Source organism: Streptomyces sp. TAA204, from assembly GCF_000424965.1.
Map to the genome: position 1 here is coordinate 249,519 of NZ_AUKW01000009.1, position 16,024 is coordinate 265,542.

Sequence of the window (16,024 nt, forward strand, 5' to 3'; positions counted from 1 at the left end):
TCATGTCCCTCGACCACCGACTCTCCTCCGAGCACGAGGAACTCCGCCGCACCGTGGAGGAGTTCGCGCAGAAGGTCGTCGCGCCGAAGATCGGCGAGTTCTACGAGCGGCACGAGTTCCCCTACGAGATCGTCCGCCAGATGGGCGAGATGGGCCTGTTCGGACTGCCCTTCCCCGAGGAGTACGGCGGCATGGGCGGCGACTACCTCGCCCTGTGCCTGGCCCTGGAGGAGCTGGCCCGCGTCGACTCCTCGGTGGCCATCACCCTGGAGGCCGGGGTCTCCCTCGGCGCCATGCCCGTCTTCCGCTTCGGCAGCGAGGAGCAGAAGCGGGAGTGGCTGCCCCGGCTGTGCTCCGGCGAGATGCTGGGGGCCTTCGGCCTGACCGAGCCCGACTGCGGCTCGGACGCCGGCGGCACCCGTACGACCGCCGTGCGGGACGAGAAGACCGGGGAGTGGGTGATCAACGGCACCAAGTGCTTCATCACCAACTCCGGTACGGACATCACGGGCCTGGTCACCGTCACCGCCGTCACCGGGCGCAAGGACGACGGCTCGCCCCTGATCTCGACCATCATCGTGCCGTCCGGCACTCCCGGCTTCACTGTCGCCGCGCCCTACTCGAAGGTCGGCTGGAACGCCTCCGACACCCGGGAGCTGTCCTTCGCCGACGTGCGCGTCCCGGAGTCCAACCTGCTCGGCGAGGAAGGCCGCGGCTACGCGCAGTTCCTGCGCATCCTCGACGAGGGCCGTATCGCGATCTCGGCACTCGGCACAGGTCTCGCCCAGGGCTGTGTCGACGAGTCCGTCGCCTACGCGAACACCCGCCACGCGTTCGGCAGGCCGATCGGCTCCAACCAGGCCCTGCAGTTCAAGCTGGCCGACATGGAGATGCGGGCGCACACCGCCCGGGTCGCCTGGCGCGACGCGGCCTCCCGGCTGCTGCTGGGCGAACCATTCAAGAAGCAGGCGGCGCTGGCGAAGCTGTACTCCTCGGAGATCGCGGTCACCAACGCCCGCGAGGCCACCCAGATCCACGGCGGCTACGGCTTCATGAACGAGTACCCGGTCGCCCGGATGTGGCGGGACTCCAAGATCCTGGAGATCGGCGAGGGGACGAGCGAGGTCCAGCGGATGCTGGTCGCCCGGGAGCTGGGCGTCGGATAATCGCCGCATGGCGGAAATCATCCAGCACACGGGTACCTGGACCTTCGACGGCGAGAAGCTGCGCATCGTGCCCGCCTCCGGGAAGCACATGCATCCGCTGCGCAAGGCCCTGGGAGAAGTGGCCGTGCCGCTCACCGCCCTCGCCTCCGTCGCCCACGAACCGGGCAAGAAGGGCGGCCGGCTGCGGCTGCGTCTGCGGGAAGGAGCCGATCCGCTCGCCCAAGTGGCGGGCGGGCGGCTGCCGGACGCCTCCGACCCGTACCAACTGGCGGTGGAGCGGGACCGTATGGGCGTCGCCGAGTACTTCGTCGACGAGGTCCGTCACGCCCTGCTGCTGGACGAGGTCCCCGACACGCCCTGCGACCGCTATCTGCTCCCCGGCCCCGCCGTCCCGCTGACCGCCAACGGCAGCGACGGCACGGCCTCCTTCGACGGCGAGCGTGTCCAGCTGGAGTGGAACTGGCTGGCCGAGGACAGCAAGTCGCACGGCGGCCCGGGCGTCCTGACGCTGGAGGAGCTGGCCGGGGTGGAGTGGACGCCCGCGATCGGCTGGGAGAACGGCAGCCTCCGTTTCCTTCCGAAGGGCAGGTACCCCGTCCTCAAGCCGCAGCACGACCCCCACTGCCTGACGCTCTGGGGCGTCAGGCAGGCGCGGGAGACGGGCGGCGCGGTGCTGCTGGCCGCCGCCGTCGTCGCGCGCCTCCCGCACCCGCTGGCTCCGCCCGGCTCCCCCCGTACGGACGCTGCCGCCGCGCGGCAGGGCGCGCTCAGGAAGAGCCCGGGCGGCGAGCCCCCGCAGGAGACGGGCCCGGAGGACCGTGCCGATTCCGGCCATGACGTACTGCTGCGGCGCCTGCGCGAGCTCGGCGAGCTGCACGGGGCGGGCGTCCTGACCGACGAGGAGTTCACGGCCGCGAAGAAGGCCGTCCTGGCCCAGTTCTGACGTGCCGTCCCGGCCCGCCCCCCTGCCGTCCTGCCGCCCTGCCGCCCTGCCCCGGCTCACTCCTCCCAGGGCACCTGCGGCGACCGCCAGTAGTCCATGCCCAACTGCTCCCAGCGCGGCCCCTGCTGGGCCAGCCGCACCCGGTACGTCTCCCAGTCCAGGCTCGCCTCCTGCGACCAGCCCAGCTCCGCGATGCCCGGCAGCCGCGGGAAGGCCATGAACTCGATGTGCCGGCTGTTCTCCAGGGTCTCCGACCACAGTGGCGCCTCGACCCCGAGCACGGCCTCGGACGGCGCACCCTTGATGTAGCTGCCCGGGTCCCACTCGTAGGACTGCTGCGCCTCCACATAGCCCGCCCAGTGCAGCCCGAGCGGGGTGTCCTCGTTGTACTGCATGTCGAGGTAGGCGCGGTCGGCCGGGGAGAGGATCAGCCTGGTGCCCTTCTTCGCGGCCTCGACGACCTCGCTCTCCTCCCCCGTCGTGCCCCAGTACTGCGCGACGGCGCCCTTCGCGGGCGTCGCACCGGTGAGCTGGTGCCAGCCGATGACGGTCTTGCCGTACTTGGCGACGGTCCTCTGCGCCCGGTCCATGAAGGTGACGTAGTCCTCGTGGCTGGTCTCGTGGGCCTCGTCGCCGCCGATGTGCAGATAGGGGCCGGGGGTCATGGCGGCCAGCTCACGCACCACGTCGTCGACGAAGTCGTAGGTCCGCTCCAGCGGTACGCACAGCGAGCTGAAGCCGACCTCGATGCCCGTGTATCGGGGCGGTGCGACGCCGTCGCAGTTCAGCTCGGCGTAGGAGGCGAGGGCGGCGTTGGTGTGGCCCGGCATGTCGATCTCCGGTACGACGGTCAGCTTCCGCTCGCCCGCGTAGCGCACGATCTCCCGGTAGTCGGCCTTGGTGTAGTAGCCGCCCGGCCCGCCGCCGACCTCGGTGCCGCCGCCGTACGTGGCCAGTTTCGGCCAGGAGTCGATGGCGATCCGCCAGCCCTGGTCGTCGGAGAGGTGCAGATGCAGCTTGTTGACCTTGTAGAGGGAGAGCTGGTCGATGTAGCGCTTGACCTCCTCGACGCTGAAGAAGTGCCGGGAGACGTCGAGCATCGCGCCGCGGTAGGCGTAGCGCGGCCTGTCGGTGATGGTGCCGCCCGCGACGCGCCACGGTCCGGGCTGTTCGGTGCGCGACTCGACCTGCGCGGGCAGGAGCTGACGGAGGGTCTGGGTGCCGTGGAAGAGTCCCGTGCCGGTGGGGGCGCTGATGACGGCAGCCCGCTCGGAGACCTTCAGCCGGTAACCCTCGGCGCCGAGGCGGCTCTTGGCCTCGCTTCCGCGCTCCAGCCGCAGTTGGATGCCGTCCCTGCCGGGCTCGGTGGTCACGGGGAGCCGGTAGCCGGTGGAGGGGCGCAACAGCGCCGCGAGCTGGCCGGCGACGTGCCGGGCCTCGCCGGAGGAGCCGGTCACGCGGATCACGGTCCGCTCGCCGATGGTGAAGGGCCGGCCTCCCGGCTGTACGGACTCGGGTGCCGGAATCACCTGTTCGAGGGGCCTGGTCCCGCGTTCCCCCGCGCCGGACGCGGCCCCGGAGGGCACCGGCTGCGCGGCAGCGGCGGCTGCGGAGCCGGGCAGGGTGGTGGCGAGGAGGGCGGCGCAGAGCAGCAGCGGCCGGATTCGTCTCACGAGCGATCCCTTCGATGGGCTTCGTCCATGGGGGCGCGCGCAGGGGCGGCTGCGTGCGCCGTGGCATGTGCGTGGTGCGACCGAACGGTCACACTCGTATCGCGCCCCCCGGGAGCGGTCAAGGTGTAGACCATTTCTCCCGGGGCGCTCGGCCGCGGAGCAGGAGGCCGCATCCGGAACCGGGCCGGGTCAGGGCCGGTCCGTCCGACGCTCCGGAGCTGCCCCCGTGCGGCCACCCTGGGCGACCATTCGATGACTCTCCGCAATACACCGACACGCTTGCCCGAAACCGGGCAGATTTGTTGCGTTCCCTCGACCGACCCTCCAATATCAGGGGTGTGCTCGAAGTCCGTACGCCGGTCCACGACGACCTCGTCGATCACCTGATCCGCACGACGCCGCTGCAGCGCGGCGAGGCGGTCCGGATCGTCCAGGACGTTCTGGCGTATTTCGACGAGTCGACCGAGGATTACGTACGCCGCCGCCACCGCGAGCTGCAGTCCAGGGGGCTGACCAACCCGGAGATCTTCAGCCGGATCTCGTCCGAGCTGCCGCGCCGCGCGGTGGCACCCCCTGATCTCTCACTGCGGCAGCTCCGCCGCATCGTCTACGGATGACGCCCCTGACGGGGCACGGCGCCGACTGCGGGCGACGACAGGCGAACCGGCCGCCGGGCCGGAGCGCGGCGGCTTCGGGCACACGACAGCACGACGACCACCAGCGAGTGGACACGGACGAGGAGAGGCGACAGCCAGTATGTGCGGAATCGTGGGATACATCGGCCAGCGTGACGTTGCCCCGCTCCTGCTCGAGGGCCTGCAGCGGCTGGAGTACCGGGGGTACGACTCCGCGGGCATCGCCATCCACAGCAGCGGCACGGGCAGGAACGCGGGACTGAAGACCGCCAAGACCAAGGGCCGCGTCCGCGACCTGGAGGAGCGCGTCCCCGCACGGTTCGCCGGCACCACCGGCATCGCGCACACCCGCTGGGCCACCCACGGCGCCCCCAACGACGTCAACGCCCACCCGCACGTCGACCCCGACGAGAAGGTCGCTGTCGTCCACAACGGCATCATCGACAACGCCTCCGAGCTGCGTGCCAAACTCACCGCCGACGGCGTCACCTTCACCTCCGAGACCGACACCGAGGTCCTCACGCACCTGATCGCCCGCGCGCAGGCCGAGCGACTGGAGACCAAGGTCCAGGAGGCACTGCGGCTGGTCGAGGGCACATACGGGATCGCCGTGCTGCACGCCGACTTCCCCGACCGCATCGTCGTGGCCCGCAACGGCTCGCCGGTCGTGCTCGGCATCGGCGAGCACGAGATGTTCGTCGCCTCCGACGTCGCCGCGCTCGTCTCCCACACACGCCAGGTCGTCACCCTGGACGACGGCGAGATGGCCACGATCAAGGCCGACGACTACCGCACGTACACCACGGAGGGCTCGCGCACCTCGACCTCGCCCGAGACCGTGGAGTGGGCCGCCGAGTCCTACGACATGGGCGGTCACGACACCTACATGCACAAGGAGATCGCCGAGCAGGGCGACGCGGTCGACCGGGTGCTGCGCGGCCGTATCGACGAGCGCTTCGCGACCGTCCACCTGGGCGGGCTCAACCTCGACGCCCGCGAGGCACGCAGCATGCGCCGGGTGAAGATCCTCGGCTGCGGCTCGGCGTACCACGCGGGCATGATCGGCGCGCAGATGATCGAGGAGCTGGCGCGCGTCCCCGCGGACGCGGAGCCGGCCAGCGAGTTCCGCTACCGCAACGCGGTCGTCGACCCCGACACCCTCTACATCGCGGTCAGTCAGTCCGGCGAGACCTACGACACCCTCGCCGCGGTGCAGGAGCTCAAGCGCAAGGGCGCGCGTGTGCTGGGCGTGGTGAACGTCGTCGGTTCCGCCATCGCGCGTGAGACGGACGGCGGCGTGTACGTGCACGCGGGGCCGGAGGTGTGCGTCGTGTCCACCAAGTGCTTCACCAACACGGCGGTTGCCTTCGCCCTGCTCGCCCTGCACCTCGGCCGCATCCGCGATCTGTCCGTCGCCGACGGCAAACGGATCATCCAGGGCCTGCGGCGGCTGCCCGCGCAGATCGAGGAGATCATGGGCGCCGAGGACGAGATCAAGAAGCTCGCGGCGGACTACGCGGAGGCGAAGAGCATGATGTTCGTCGGCCGGGTCCGGGGCTACCCCGTGGCACGTGAAGCCTCGCTCAAGCTCAAGGAGGTCTCCTACATCCACGCCGAGGCCTATCCCGCCTCCGAGCTCAAGCACGGCCCCCTCGCGCTGATCGAGCCCGCCGTGCCGACGGTCGCGATCCTCCCCGACGACGAACTCCTGGACAAGAACAGGGCGACGCTGGAGGAGATCAAGGCCCGCAGCGGCAAGATCCTCGCCGTCGCCCACCAGGAGCAGGAGAAGGCCGACCACACGATCGTGGTACCGCGCAACGAGGTCGAACTCGACCCGGTGCTGATGGGCATTCCGCTGCAACTGCTGGCGTACCACACGGCTTTGGCTCTGGGCCGTGACATCGACAAGCCGCGGAACCTGGCGAAGTCCGTCACGGTCGAGTGAGCCCGCTCCGTCCGTGAGGCCACGGGCCTCCCCACCGGCCTCCGGATCTCCGCCCGTTGGCGGATGTCCGCCCGTTGGCGGATGTCCGTCCGTTGGGCGCCCGGCCTCCTGAGCCGGTGAGCGGAATCCCGCGCGGGCCACCAACCACGCGGGATTCCGCCTCCCCTGTACCGGCGTCGCCCATAACGCCGGCAGGGTGCCGTCCCACGGGACCGTCACCTCCCGCGCGGCGGCACGCCGTCCAGTCCGGACGTCCCGTGCCACCTATATGCCCCTCACAAGCGCACAATCCACCTGTCGGAGTGCGAAGATTTAGCGTTGGACAACTGCGAACTCGCGGCTCACAAAGGGCATTTGGGGCCGGAGAAAGCGTCGCGGCGTCACGGGATCACCACGACGGGACGCTCGGCCCGCCGCGCGAGACGGCCCGCCACCGAGCCGAAGATCCGCCCCGCCAGCCCGTGCGTCGAGCCGACGACGATGGCGTCCGCCTCGTACTCGTGCCCGACCTCTTCCAGTTCGTGGCAGATGTCGCCACCGCGCTCGACGAGTATCCAGGGCACTTCGGCGAGGTGTTCCGCACAGGCGAGTTCGAGGCCCAGCACCTCGGTGCGGTGGTCGGGCACGTCCACGAAGACCGGCGGCTCGCACCCCGCCCACACCGTCGTCGGCAGCCGGTTCGCCACATGGACGATGATCAGGCCCGAGCCCGAGCGGTAGGCCATGCCGATCGCGTACGCGAGGGCGCGCTCACTCGACATGGAGCCGTCGAAGCCCACCACGACGCCGTGCCTGAACGCGGGGTCGCACGAGTGGCGCGCTTCTTCCGCCGCCTCAGAAGTCGCACTCGGGTCTGCGACCTGCTTGCGGTCCGCGGGTTCGGGGATCTCGTGTCCGGCCATCGGTGTCTCGGCGAAGGGAGTCCTCTGTGCGGAGGGAGCGGCGGTTGATGGTGGGCTTCCGTACGGACTGGGAAGAGCTGAAGGGTCCGCGCCCGGGAGCCGGCGGCCCACAAGGGACCTGCCGGGGCCTCTGGCGCCTCTTCTACCCGCAAGGGTACGACCAGACACCCCCCTTGCCCAGGCCACCGGGAGGCGCCCGGGCCCTCGCGGGCTGACCCCGGAGCATGCCTGAGCGAGAGACATCACGCAACGTCGCGCCACGCCCCTTACCGCGCCTCACCGCATCTCCTGCCACCGCGGCCCGCGACATCCACCCAACGTGCCCGTGCGGACACTTCGGGTGACCACCGGTCGCGGGCGGCGTTAGCAGAGCGTGTCCACACTCACCCATGGAACGGGCGGAGGCCGCCGGCGTCCGCCCGGCACCCCACTTCTCCTCGACAGCCGTATGGATCCGGCCACCGGCGCCGACCCGGACGACGAAGCGGAACCCGGCGCCGACGCCGCCGCGCGCGCCTCCGCGGCAGGGGCCGAGATCGTCCGTTGGGGCGCATTCAGCTGTGTACTGGCCCCCTTGACCCTTTTGACCTGCGGGTCCCCTCCAGGAGGCGTGCTCGTCACGGCAGTTGGGCTCGCCGCGGTCACCGCCGCGTGCCGTACTCTGTTGCGCCGGTCGGAGCGCGCCTGTCTCCAGCAGGCCTACGCGCGGATCGCCTCCGAACGGCCCGGGCCGCACCGCGGCCGGCACAGCCGCACGGGCAGTGGCCTGCACCGCGGCGGCCGCCACACCGGTCACCCCGGGCAGTCGTAGCGGCCGGGGTCACACCGGCGCACGGCAGGTGACAGGGGCGCATGGTCGAGGGGTGTCCGAATCCCATGTGCGACCCCCGCGTTTTTCAGCCAACTTTGCCACCCCTCTTGGCTGTTGACGCCGCAACTTCACCACCCCTCTCCACCTGCACGGAAAGGACCGACGGGCACGTGTGGGTCATACGGCGGCGGGGCAGAGACGGCATGCGCACTACCCAGTGGCATCACCGAATGGAACGCTTAGTGATCGATTGCTTCACGCCAAGTTGCCTTGTCGACATAGCGCCGGGTGCTGAACTTGTCCCGGCGACCTCGTCCGACACAGTAGATTCGATCTTGGCTATCGCCGCGGGGGAAAAGTGCAGGACCGAGAGGACGCGACGATTGAGGGGGGCTGACTTCCGGTGAGCGTTCCAAAGAGCCATCAGGACTCGACGAACGGCCCGGCGACCCGCAAGCTGGCCGCACGGCGGCGCCGCGAGATCGTGGCGGTACTGCTCTTCAGCGGCGGACCCATCTTCGAGAGCTCCATACCGCTCTCCGTGTTCGGCATCGACCGCCAGGACGCCGGGGTCCCCCGCTACCGGCTGCTGGTGTGCGCCGGAGAGGACGGGCCGCTGCGCACCACCGGCGGCCTGCAACTGAGCGCCCCCTACGGGCTCGACGCGCTCTCCCGTGCCGGCACCGTCGTCGTCCCGGCCTGGCGCTCCATCACCCAGCCGCCGCCCGCCGCCGCCCTGGAGGGCCTGCGCCGCGCGCACGAGGAAGGGGCACGCCTCGTCGGGCTGTGCACCGGAGCGTTCGTACTGGCCGCCGCCGGACTGCTGGACGGACGCCCCGCGACGACCCACTGGATGTACGCGCCCACGCTCGCCAAACGCTACCCGTCCGTCCACGTCGACCCGCGTGAACTCTTCGTCGACGACGGCGACATCCTCACCTCCGCAGGCACCGCCGCGGGCATCGACCTCTGCCTGCACGTCGTGCGCAACGACCACGGCGCGGAGGCGGCAGGCGCCCTCGCCCGCCGCCTCGTCGTACCGCCGCGCCGCGGCAGCAACGCGGAGACCGGGGGGCACCCACGACACCTGGACCGCTCCTTACCCGAGGAGATCGGTGCGGACCCGCTCGCCGAGGTCGTGGCGTGGGCCCTGGAGCACCTGCACGAACAGTTCGACGTGGAGACCCTGGCCGCACGTGCGTACATGTCACGCCGGACCTTCGACCGGCGGTTCCGCTCCCTGACGGGCAGCGCCCCCCTGCAGTGGCTGATCACCCAGCGGGTGCTGCAGGCACAGCGGCTGCTGGAGACCTCCGACTACTCGGTCGACGAGGTCGCCGGACGCTGCGGCTTCCGCTCGCCGGTCGCGCTGCGCGGTCACTTCAGGCGCCAACTCGGCGCCTCTCCGGCGGCCTACCGGGCCGCCTACCGGATCCGCCGCCCGGACAGCGCGGAAGGAGCCGGGCACGCACACGGACACGGGAACGGGCACGGGAACGGGCACGGCCACGAGGCGCGCCCGGAAGACCCGGGAGCCGGCGGCGCGGGACCGGTCGGCGGCACCGTCACGGGCGGCACGGGTATCGCCGGACCGGCGGCGGGCGGCACCGACCACGGCATCGTGCCCGCACCGGGCCCGTACCCTCCGCGCGAGATCAGGGACGGCGCCCGCGCACACCGTGACCACCGCCCGGAGACGGCGGAGCAGGGAAAGCCGGAATCGGACGCCTGGACGGCCAGGGTTCCCGGGCAGCGAGGCCGCGGCTGAGAGTGTCGACGTAGGGTGAAGCGCATGAATGACCGCATGGTGTGGATCGACTGCGAGATGACCGGCCTCTCGCTGTCCGACGACGCGCTCGTCGAAGTGGCCGCCCTGGTCACCGACTCTGAGCTGAACGTACTCGGCGAAGGCGTGGATGTCGTGATCCGCCCTCCGGCAGCGTCCCTGACGTCCATGCCGGAGGTGGTGCGGGAGATGCACACCGCTTCGGGCCTGCTGGACGAACTCGACGACGGCACGACGCTGGCCGACGCCGAGCAGCAGGTCCTGGACTACGTGCGGAAGTACGCGCCGGAGGCGGGCCGTGCCCCGCTCTGCGGCAACTCGGTCAGCACCGACCGGGGCTTCCTCGCCCGGGACATGGCGGACCTGGAGGCATACCTGCACTACCGCATCGTGGACGTCTCCTCGATCAAGGAGCTCGCCCGCCGCTGGTATCCGCGCGCCTACTTCAACAGCCCGCCGAAGAACGGCAACCACCGCGCCCTGGCGGACATCCGCGAGTCCATCGCGGAACTGCGCTACTACCGCGAGGCGGTCCTGGTCCCCGCGCCCGGCCCCGACTCCGAGACGGCGAAGAAGATCGCGGCCAAGCACGTGGTCCCGCCCTCGCCCTGACGGCGCCGGGCGGCCCCGTCCCCGGAGAACAGGTGAGCAAGCACCCCGGCCGAGGCTGTACACTCTTTCTCGGCCGCTCGGAAGAGCGCGCCCGTCGTGGTGGATGTAGCTCAGGCGGTAGAGCACCTGGTTGTGGTCCAGGATGTCGCGGGTTCAAGTCCCGTCATTCACCCTTGAAGGCCGAGGCCCTCACCCGATGGACCGGGTGGGGGCCTCGCCGCGTGCTGCACCCGGCCCGGAGCCTGACGGCAGGTCGTCGTGTGCCGCGATCTCTTCGGCTCGTCGTGGGCCTCTTGCGGTGTCAGCTGAAGGTACGGCGGTAGGTGTGGGGGCTGACGCCGGTGGTCCTCTTGAAGCGGTCGCGGAAGGCGGTGGGTGAGCCGAAGCCGACCCGGGCGCCGATGCGTTCGACGGAGAGGTGTGTGGTCTCCAGGAGGTGCTGGGCCTGGCGGATGCGGGCGCGGTGGAGCCACTGGAGCGGGGTGGTTCCGGTCTGTTCGCGGAAGCGGCGTATCAGGGTCCGGGTGCTGGTTCCGGCGTGGGCGGCGATGTCGGCGAGGGTGAGGCCGGAGCCCAGGTTGTCCTGCAGCCAGGCGAGCAGGGGTTCGAGGGCGGAGCCCTGCGGAGTGGGCGCGTGGTCGTGGACGATGAACTGCGCTTGTCCGCCCTCGCGTTCCAGGGGCATGACGGACAGCCGGGCGGCGTCGGCGGCGACGGCCGAGCCGTAGTCGCGGCGGATCATGTGCAGGCAGAGGTCGAGACCGGCTGCCGCGCCGGCGGAGGTGAGCAACTGGCCGTTGTCGACGTACAGAACGTCCGGGTCGACCTCGATGTCCGGGTGGGCGGCGGCAAGGAGATCGGCCGCGATCCAGTGGGTGGTGGCACGCAGGCCGTCGAGCAGCCCGGTGGCGGCCAGGGGGAAGGTGCCCGAGCAGATGGAGGCGATGCGCGTGCCGTCCGCGGCGGCCGCTCGCAGCGCGTCACGGACGGCGGGGGCGAGCGGCGCCGTGGGAGCGGTCGTACCGGGAACGATGATCGTGTCCGCTCCCCTGAGCCCGTCCGGCCCCCAGGGTGCGCGCAGGGTGAAGGCACCCGCGTCGACTTCCGGGGTCTCCCCGCACACGCGGATCCGGTAGCCGGGGCGGCCGTCCGGGAGACGGGCGCGGGTGAAGACCTCGATCGGGGTGGACAGATCGAACGGGACCACCCGGTCCAGGGCGAGGACGGCGACGGTGTGCATGGCTGGAAGATACCCCTTCACCGGGGGTCCGACATGGTCTCGGCACCGTGTGATCCCTGCTTCGACCAGTTCAGAGCTTTGCCACGGGCTGTGGCGGTATTCCGTTGAAAGGTGTCACTACTGCCACTGGGACGGGGGCCGGCAGCCGGTTAGCGTCGGAGCGACCCGGCACGGACCGGACCTGCCGACCCCGGAGGAACCCCCATGCACGCCCAGATCATCCTGTTCGACGGCTTCGATCCGCTCGATGTCATCGCGCCCTACGAGGTGCTGTACGCCGGCGGCACGGCCTCCGGCGGCACGGTGAGCGTGGAACTGGTCTCCGCAGAGGGGCCGCGCGAGGTGGTCAGCGGCACCGGGGGTCTGGTGCTGCGTGCCACCGGCACCTTCGACCCGGGCCGTGCGGGCCTTGCTCTGGTTCCCGGCGCCTCGGGCCGCGTCGGGGAGCCCGGCGAGGTCCCCGAGCATGACGCGGGGGCGGGACCGTGGCAGCAGGACGAATTCATCCCCGTGGTGCTGGGCCGCACCCTGACCACCGAACTGCCCGCGCTGCTGAAGGCGGCGATGGACAACCCGGAGGTGACGGTCAGCGCGGTGTGCGGCGGCTCACTCGTCCTGGCCATGGCCGGCCTGCTGGAAGGCCGGCACGCCACCAGCCACCACCTGGGTCTGGACATGCTCGATGCCACCGGAGTCCACGCGGTGAACGCCCGGATCGTCGACGACGGCGGTCTCGTCACCGGCGCCGGCGTCACCTCCGGACTCGACCTGGGCCTGTACCTGCTGGAGCGCGAGGTGGGCCCCCGGATCGCTCACGCCGTCGAAGAACTGTTCGCCCACGAACGGCGCGGCACCGTCTGGCGCAATCAGGGCCCCGCGCCCGCCGGCCTCTGACCGCACACCCCTCGCCCCGTACCTCTGACTCATTACCTCTGTCCCGCACGCACGTCAGGAAGAACAGCGCATGTCCGTGGAAGGCACCTGGGACCTGTCCGTCTCCACCCCCATCGGCAGGATCAAAGCCGTGGTCGAACTCCGGCGGGAGGCCGGCGTCCTGACCGGGACCGCCCACGGGGCGGGGGAGGAAGTCCCGCTCAGCGACGTCGCCCTCGACGGCGACCGGCTCACCTGGAACCAGGCCGTCACCGAGCCCATGCGCCTGCACCTGGCCTTTTCCGTGACCGTCGACGGGGACGCCCTGAGCGGCACGTCCAAGGCCGGACGCCTCCCGGCCTCGAAGGTCACCGGCCGGCGCCGGGTCGTCCGGGCGGCCGCGGAAGACCGACTGTGACGGCGGTGGCCCCACGCCGCCCGCGCTGAGGATGCGGCCCGGGTGACGTGCCCCGAGCCTGGGGGGAGGTTGGCTCCGGTCCGCGGGCCGGGGCAGGCCGGGCAGGTCCGCCGGCCGGTCAGGCTGAGGGAGAGGACTCGACATGGCAGGTCCACGCGATCCGTACGGCCCGCGCGACCCGCACGACGCGGGGGACCCGCGCGGCGGGGGCGGCCCGCGGGGCGGGCGCGGCCCCCACGGCACCGGTGACCCCTACGGTCCCCATGACGCCTCCGGCGGGGACGGGCCCTTCGAACCCTTCGAGCCGGTGACCGGCTACGGCCCCTCGAAGCAGTACCCGTACTCCGACCCGTACGGCGACCCGTACTCCGATCCGTACGGCGGCCCGGAGGCGCGGGCGCAGGAGCCGCACGCCAACGGCTTCGACCACGAGCGCCCGCCCGGACGCATCCGCCGATTCAGTGCCGTGCGGCTGTGGGCGGGCGGCGTGGCCGTGGCGCTGGTGGCCGCGCTCGCCGCCGCCGTGGCCATGCTGCTGGTGCGCGGCGTGCTGGAGATTGCCGTCTTCGCGCCGGAACGCCAGGGCACGATGGCGCTCGCCTCCACGGGGCAGCTCGCGCTGGGAGCCGCCCTGGCCGCCCTGCTGACGACGGCGGTCGTGCAGCTGTTGCTGCTGGCGACGCCGCAGCCGGGCCGCTTCCTGGCGTGGATCATCGCGCTGGGAACGGCGGCGATGATGCTGGTGCCCTTCACCTACGAGGCGAGCTGGGAGGCGAAGGCCGGGACGGCGGGCGTCTACCTCGTGATCGGAGTGGTCATCGGCACTCTGATGCCGACGGTGGCGCGCAGCGCCTCCCGCGGCTGACGCCTCCGCCGCGCGGCCCATGGCAAGGCCCCCGCCGGGACGCCTCTCCGGTGGGGGCCTACTGGCTCGCGGGGTGCCTAGGCGATGCGGACACCGTGCCGAGCCAGGTACGTGACGGGGTCGACCTCCGTGCCGTAACCCCGCTCGGCGCGTACCTCGAAGTGCAGATGCGGACCTGTCGACCGCCCGCTGTTCCCGGACTCCCCCAGCACGGTGTTCGCGCGTACGGCTCGCCCCACCCGCACCGTGATCTTCGACAGGTGTGCGAAGAGGACGTGTGTGCCGTCCCTCATATGGACGATGACGGCCTTTCCGTACGAGCCCGCCTCACCGGCGAGCTCCACCGTGCCGGTGCCCACGGACCGTACGGTCGTGCCCGTGGGGGCCGCGAAGTCCACGCCTGTGTGGTGGCCCGCCGCCCAGCCGCCGGGGATGCCCCATCGCGCGGAGACGCGGGCGGCTTCGGAGATGGGCCGCGCGTAGCCGGCCGCCTCGGGGGTGCTCTGCGGGTGGAGGTTCTTGCGGGAGCCGCCGATGTTGTCGGCCACCGGCTCCATGTGGCCGGGCTCCGTGCCGGGTCCGGTCCCGGTGCCGGCTCCGGTTCCTGCCGTCGGGGCCGATCCGGCGAAGCCGCATATGGACAGGGCGGCCGCGACCGCGCCGGTCACTATCCGCCGGGCGATGCCGGCCTCACGCCACGTGTCAGGTGTCATACCTGGCAGCAAAGGGCAGCCGGTGTGCCTCCGCACTCCGGAGTTGTCCGGAGGGGTGACCATCTCACCTTCCGTCAATCTCTGGGGTTCGGTGCGGGTGTTGCTGCGCGGCGCCCGCCGGGCGGGCTGCGAACCGGCGCCCGCGGCACTCCTCTTGCCCGCGGCCGCGGGGTATGCCGGAGCTCAGGAGGAGCCGCGCCGGATCAGCTCCGTGGGCAGCACCAACCGGGACGGTTCCTGTGCCGCGCCCGTGGAGCCGCCGCCCGCGCGGCCTCCGCCGACGGCACCGGACGCCGACTCCCGCTCGCGGGCCATCAGTTCCAGCAGGGTCCGGGCCATCGCGCGTCCCATCTCCTCGATGGGCTGCCGGACGGTGGTGAGCGGAGGGTCCATGTGCCGCGCCACGGCCGAGTCGTCGAACCCGACGAGCGCCACGTCGTCCGGCACCGTTCTGCCCGCCTCGCGAAGCGCCAGCCTCGCGCCGGACGCCATCACGTCCGACGCGCAGAAGACGGCGTCCACCTGCGGGGCCCGGCGCAGCAGCTCGCGCATCGCACGGCGGCCGCCGTCCTCGGTGAAGTCGCCGTGCACCACCAGGCGTTCGTCCTCGTCCCGGCCGGCGTCGCGCAGCGCCTGGCGGTGGCCCTCCAGCCGGCACTGCGCGACGTACATGTCGAGCGGACCGGTGATGGTGGCGACAGCGCGGCATCCCCGTCCGATCAGGTGCTCGACGGCGAGCTGGGCGCCGCCGACGTTGTCGGAGTCGACGTAGGGGACGGTCTCCGCGCCGCTGCGCCGCCCGTTGAGCACCGTCGGCATGCCGACTTCCCGGACGAGGTCGGGCAGCGGGTCGTCCGCGTGCACGGAGACCAGCAGCACGCCGTCGACGCGGCGGGCCGCGGCGTACTGCACGAAGCGGTCCCGCTCGTGCTGGTCGCGGATGAGCGTCAGGAGCAGCTGCATCTCGCTGTCGGCGAATTCGGCGCTGACGCCGCGCAGGATGCCGGAGAAGTAGGGCTCCGCGAACAGCCGGTTCTCGGTCTCGGGGACGACGAGCGCGACGGCGTCCGCGCTGCCGGCGGCGAGCGCACGCGCGGCGCCGTTGGGCACGTAGCCCAGTTCGGCGACGGCGGCCTCGACCGCGGCGCGCGTACGGTCACTGACCCGCGGTGAGCCGTTGATGACCCGGGAGACGGTGCCTCTGCCGACGCCCGCACGGGCGGCGACCTGCTCCAGAGTGGGCCTGGGTTTGCCCGCGTGCCCCGTGCAGCCGGCGTCGGAGCGCCCGCGTTCGCGGCGGACTGCTGTCATGGATGCCTCCCCTCCCCTGCCGGCCCGGACGGGCCACCACCGGCGTCCCGGCCGGTTCACGCCCCGCCGGGATCATTCAACTACACGTCAAGCGGGAGACGTTCACGCCGGATGCCTTGACACCCCGC

The 16,024-nt window shown here is 71.7% G+C and carries 14 protein-coding genes and 1 tRNA gene; 10 read left to right on the forward strand and 5 right to left on the reverse strand.

The window, feature by feature from the left end; translation table 11 throughout:
* Positions 1 to 2: 2 nt before the first annotated feature.
* Together H343_RS0115730 and H343_RS0115735 are read left to right on the forward strand one after the other, a co-directional pair.
* Positions 3 to 1,166: an acyl-CoA dehydrogenase family protein gene (locus H343_RS0115730; protein ID WP_028431938.1), complete on the forward strand. Its 1,164-nt coding sequence runs from the start codon at positions 3 to 5 to the stop codon at positions 1,164 to 1,166.
* Positions 1,167 to 1,173: 7 nt separating this feature from the next.
* The gene (locus H343_RS0115735) at positions 1,174 to 2,109 is read left to right on the forward strand and encodes a DUF4429 domain-containing protein (protein ID WP_028431939.1); all 936 of its coding nucleotides are present in this window, start codon (positions 1,174 to 1,176) and stop codon (positions 2,107 to 2,109) included.
* 56 nt (positions 2,110 to 2,165) lie between these two features.
* On the opposite strand, the gene H343_RS0115740 is transcribed toward H343_RS0115735, so the two are convergent.
* On the reverse strand, positions 2,166 to 3,782 hold the full coding sequence (locus tag H343_RS0115740; RefSeq protein ID WP_028431940.1) for a beta-N-acetylhexosaminidase: 1,617 nt from the start codon (positions 3,780 to 3,782) through the stop codon (positions 2,166 to 2,168).
* A gap of 338 nt (positions 3,783 to 4,120) precedes the next feature.
* On the opposite strand from H343_RS0115740, the gene H343_RS0115745 reads away from it, so the two are divergent.
* Positions 4,121 to 4,399 (forward strand): hypothetical protein, encoded by a 279-nt coding sequence (locus H343_RS0115745; protein ID WP_028431941.1) that lies wholly within the window; start codon positions 4,121 to 4,123, stop codon positions 4,397 to 4,399.
* Between the two features lie 139 nt (positions 4,400 to 4,538).
* Entirely contained in the window at positions 4,539 to 6,365 is a 1,827-nt protein-coding gene (glmS, locus tag H343_RS0115750; RefSeq protein WP_028431942.1) for a glutamine--fructose-6-phosphate transaminase (isomerizing), read from the forward strand.
* Between the two features lie 380 nt (positions 6,366 to 6,745).
* On the opposite strand, the gene H343_RS0115755 is transcribed toward glmS, so the two are convergent.
* Positions 6,746 to 7,267: a universal stress protein gene (locus tag H343_RS0115755; protein ID WP_028431943.1), complete on the reverse strand. Its 522-nt coding sequence runs from the start codon at positions 7,265 to 7,267 to the stop codon at positions 6,746 to 6,748.
* A gap of 1,214 nt (positions 7,268 to 8,481) precedes the next feature.
* On the opposite strand from H343_RS0115755, the gene H343_RS0115765 reads away from it, so the two are divergent.
* The 3 genes from H343_RS0115765 to H343_RS0115775 all read left to right on the forward strand — a co-directional run bounded on the left by H343_RS0115765 (position 8,482) and on the right by H343_RS0115775 (position 10,648).
* On the forward strand, positions 8,482 to 9,846 hold the full coding sequence (locus tag H343_RS0115765) for a helix-turn-helix domain-containing protein (protein WP_028431944.1): 1,365 nt from the start codon (positions 8,482 to 8,484) through the stop codon (positions 9,844 to 9,846).
* 24 nt (positions 9,847 to 9,870) lie between these two features.
* Positions 9,871 to 10,476 carry an oligoribonuclease gene (gene orn, locus H343_RS0115770; protein ID WP_028431945.1) on the forward strand — a complete coding sequence of 202 codons (606 nt, stop codon included), beginning with the start codon at positions 9,871 to 9,873 and terminating at the stop codon, positions 10,474 to 10,476.
* 99 nt (positions 10,477 to 10,575) lie between these two features.
* Positions 10,576 to 10,648 (forward strand) — tRNA-His (locus H343_RS0115775).
* A 129-nt stretch (positions 10,649 to 10,777) separates the two neighbouring features.
* Here H343_RS0115775 and H343_RS0115785 read toward each other — a convergent pair.
* Positions 10,778 to 11,716 (reverse strand): helix-turn-helix domain-containing protein, encoded by a 939-nt coding sequence (locus tag H343_RS0115785; protein WP_028431946.1) that lies wholly within the window; start codon positions 11,714 to 11,716, stop codon positions 10,778 to 10,780.
* Positions 11,717 to 11,920: 204 nt separating this feature from the next.
* Here H343_RS0115785 and H343_RS0115790 point away from each other — a divergent pair, with 204 nt between their 5' ends.
* The 3 genes from H343_RS0115790 (at position 11,921) to H343_RS34260 (ending at position 13,872) form a co-directional block, all read left to right on the forward strand.
* On the forward strand, positions 11,921 to 12,610 hold the full coding sequence (locus tag H343_RS0115790; protein WP_028431947.1) for a DJ-1/PfpI family protein: 690 nt from the start codon (positions 11,921 to 11,923) through the stop codon (positions 12,608 to 12,610).
* A gap of 70 nt (positions 12,611 to 12,680) precedes the next feature.
* Positions 12,681 to 13,007, forward strand: a complete 327-nt coding sequence (locus H343_RS0115795; RefSeq protein ID WP_028431948.1) for a hypothetical protein — start codon at positions 12,681 to 12,683, stop codon at positions 13,005 to 13,007.
* 142 nt (positions 13,008 to 13,149) lie between these two features.
* Positions 13,150 to 13,872 carry a DUF6069 family protein gene (locus tag H343_RS34260; protein WP_078505691.1) on the forward strand — a complete coding sequence of 241 codons (723 nt, stop codon included), beginning with the start codon at positions 13,150 to 13,152 and terminating at the stop codon, positions 13,870 to 13,872.
* A 77-nt stretch (positions 13,873 to 13,949) separates the two neighbouring features.
* Here the strand turns inward: H343_RS34260 and H343_RS30895 are convergent, their stop codons facing one another.
* Entirely contained in the window at positions 13,950 to 14,585 is a 636-nt protein-coding gene (locus H343_RS30895) for a M23 family metallopeptidase (RefSeq protein WP_051265316.1), read from the reverse strand.
* A gap of 183 nt (positions 14,586 to 14,768) precedes the next feature.
* A complete protein-coding gene (locus H343_RS0115810; RefSeq protein ID WP_028431949.1) occupies positions 14,769 to 15,896 on the reverse strand; it encodes a LacI family DNA-binding transcriptional regulator in 1,128 nt (375 codons plus the stop codon).
* Positions 15,897 to 16,024 lie beyond the last annotated feature (128 nt).

Excerpts from the sequence above, each read along its gene's own strand:
- H343_RS0115730 (WP_028431938.1), top strand. The coding sequence starts at position 3 with ATGTCCCTCGACCACCGACTCTCCTCCGAGCACGAGGAACTCCGCCGC.
- H343_RS0115735 (WP_028431939.1), top strand. The coding sequence starts at position 1,174 with ATGGCGGAAATCATCCAGCACACGGGTACCTGGACCTTCGACGGCGAG.
- glmS (WP_028431942.1), top strand. The coding sequence starts at position 4,539 with ATGTGCGGAATCGTGGGATACATCGGCCAGCGTGACGTTGCCCCGCTC.
- H343_RS0115755 (WP_028431943.1), bottom strand. The coding sequence starts at position 7,267 with ATGGCCGGACACGAGATCCCCGAACCCGCGGACCGCAAGCAGGTCGCA.
- orn (WP_028431945.1), top strand. The coding sequence starts at position 9,871 with ATGAATGACCGCATGGTGTGGATCGACTGCGAGATGACCGGCCTCTCG.
- H343_RS0115785 (WP_028431946.1), bottom strand. The coding sequence starts at position 11,716 with ATGCACACCGTCGCCGTCCTCGCCCTGGACCGGGTGGTCCCGTTCGAT.
- H343_RS0115790 (WP_028431947.1), top strand. The coding sequence starts at position 11,921 with ATGCACGCCCAGATCATCCTGTTCGACGGCTTCGATCCGCTCGATGTC.
- H343_RS0115795 (WP_028431948.1), top strand. The coding sequence starts at position 12,681 with ATGTCCGTGGAAGGCACCTGGGACCTGTCCGTCTCCACCCCCATCGGC.
- H343_RS34260 (WP_078505691.1), top strand. The coding sequence starts at position 13,150 with ATGGCAGGTCCACGCGATCCGTACGGCCCGCGCGACCCGCACGACGCG.
- H343_RS30895 (WP_051265316.1), bottom strand. The coding sequence starts at position 14,585 with ATGACACCTGACACGTGGCGTGAGGCCGGCATCGCCCGGCGGATAGTG.
- H343_RS0115810 (WP_028431949.1), bottom strand. The coding sequence starts at position 15,896 with ATGACAGCAGTCCGCCGCGAACGCGGGCGCTCCGACGCCGGCTGCACG.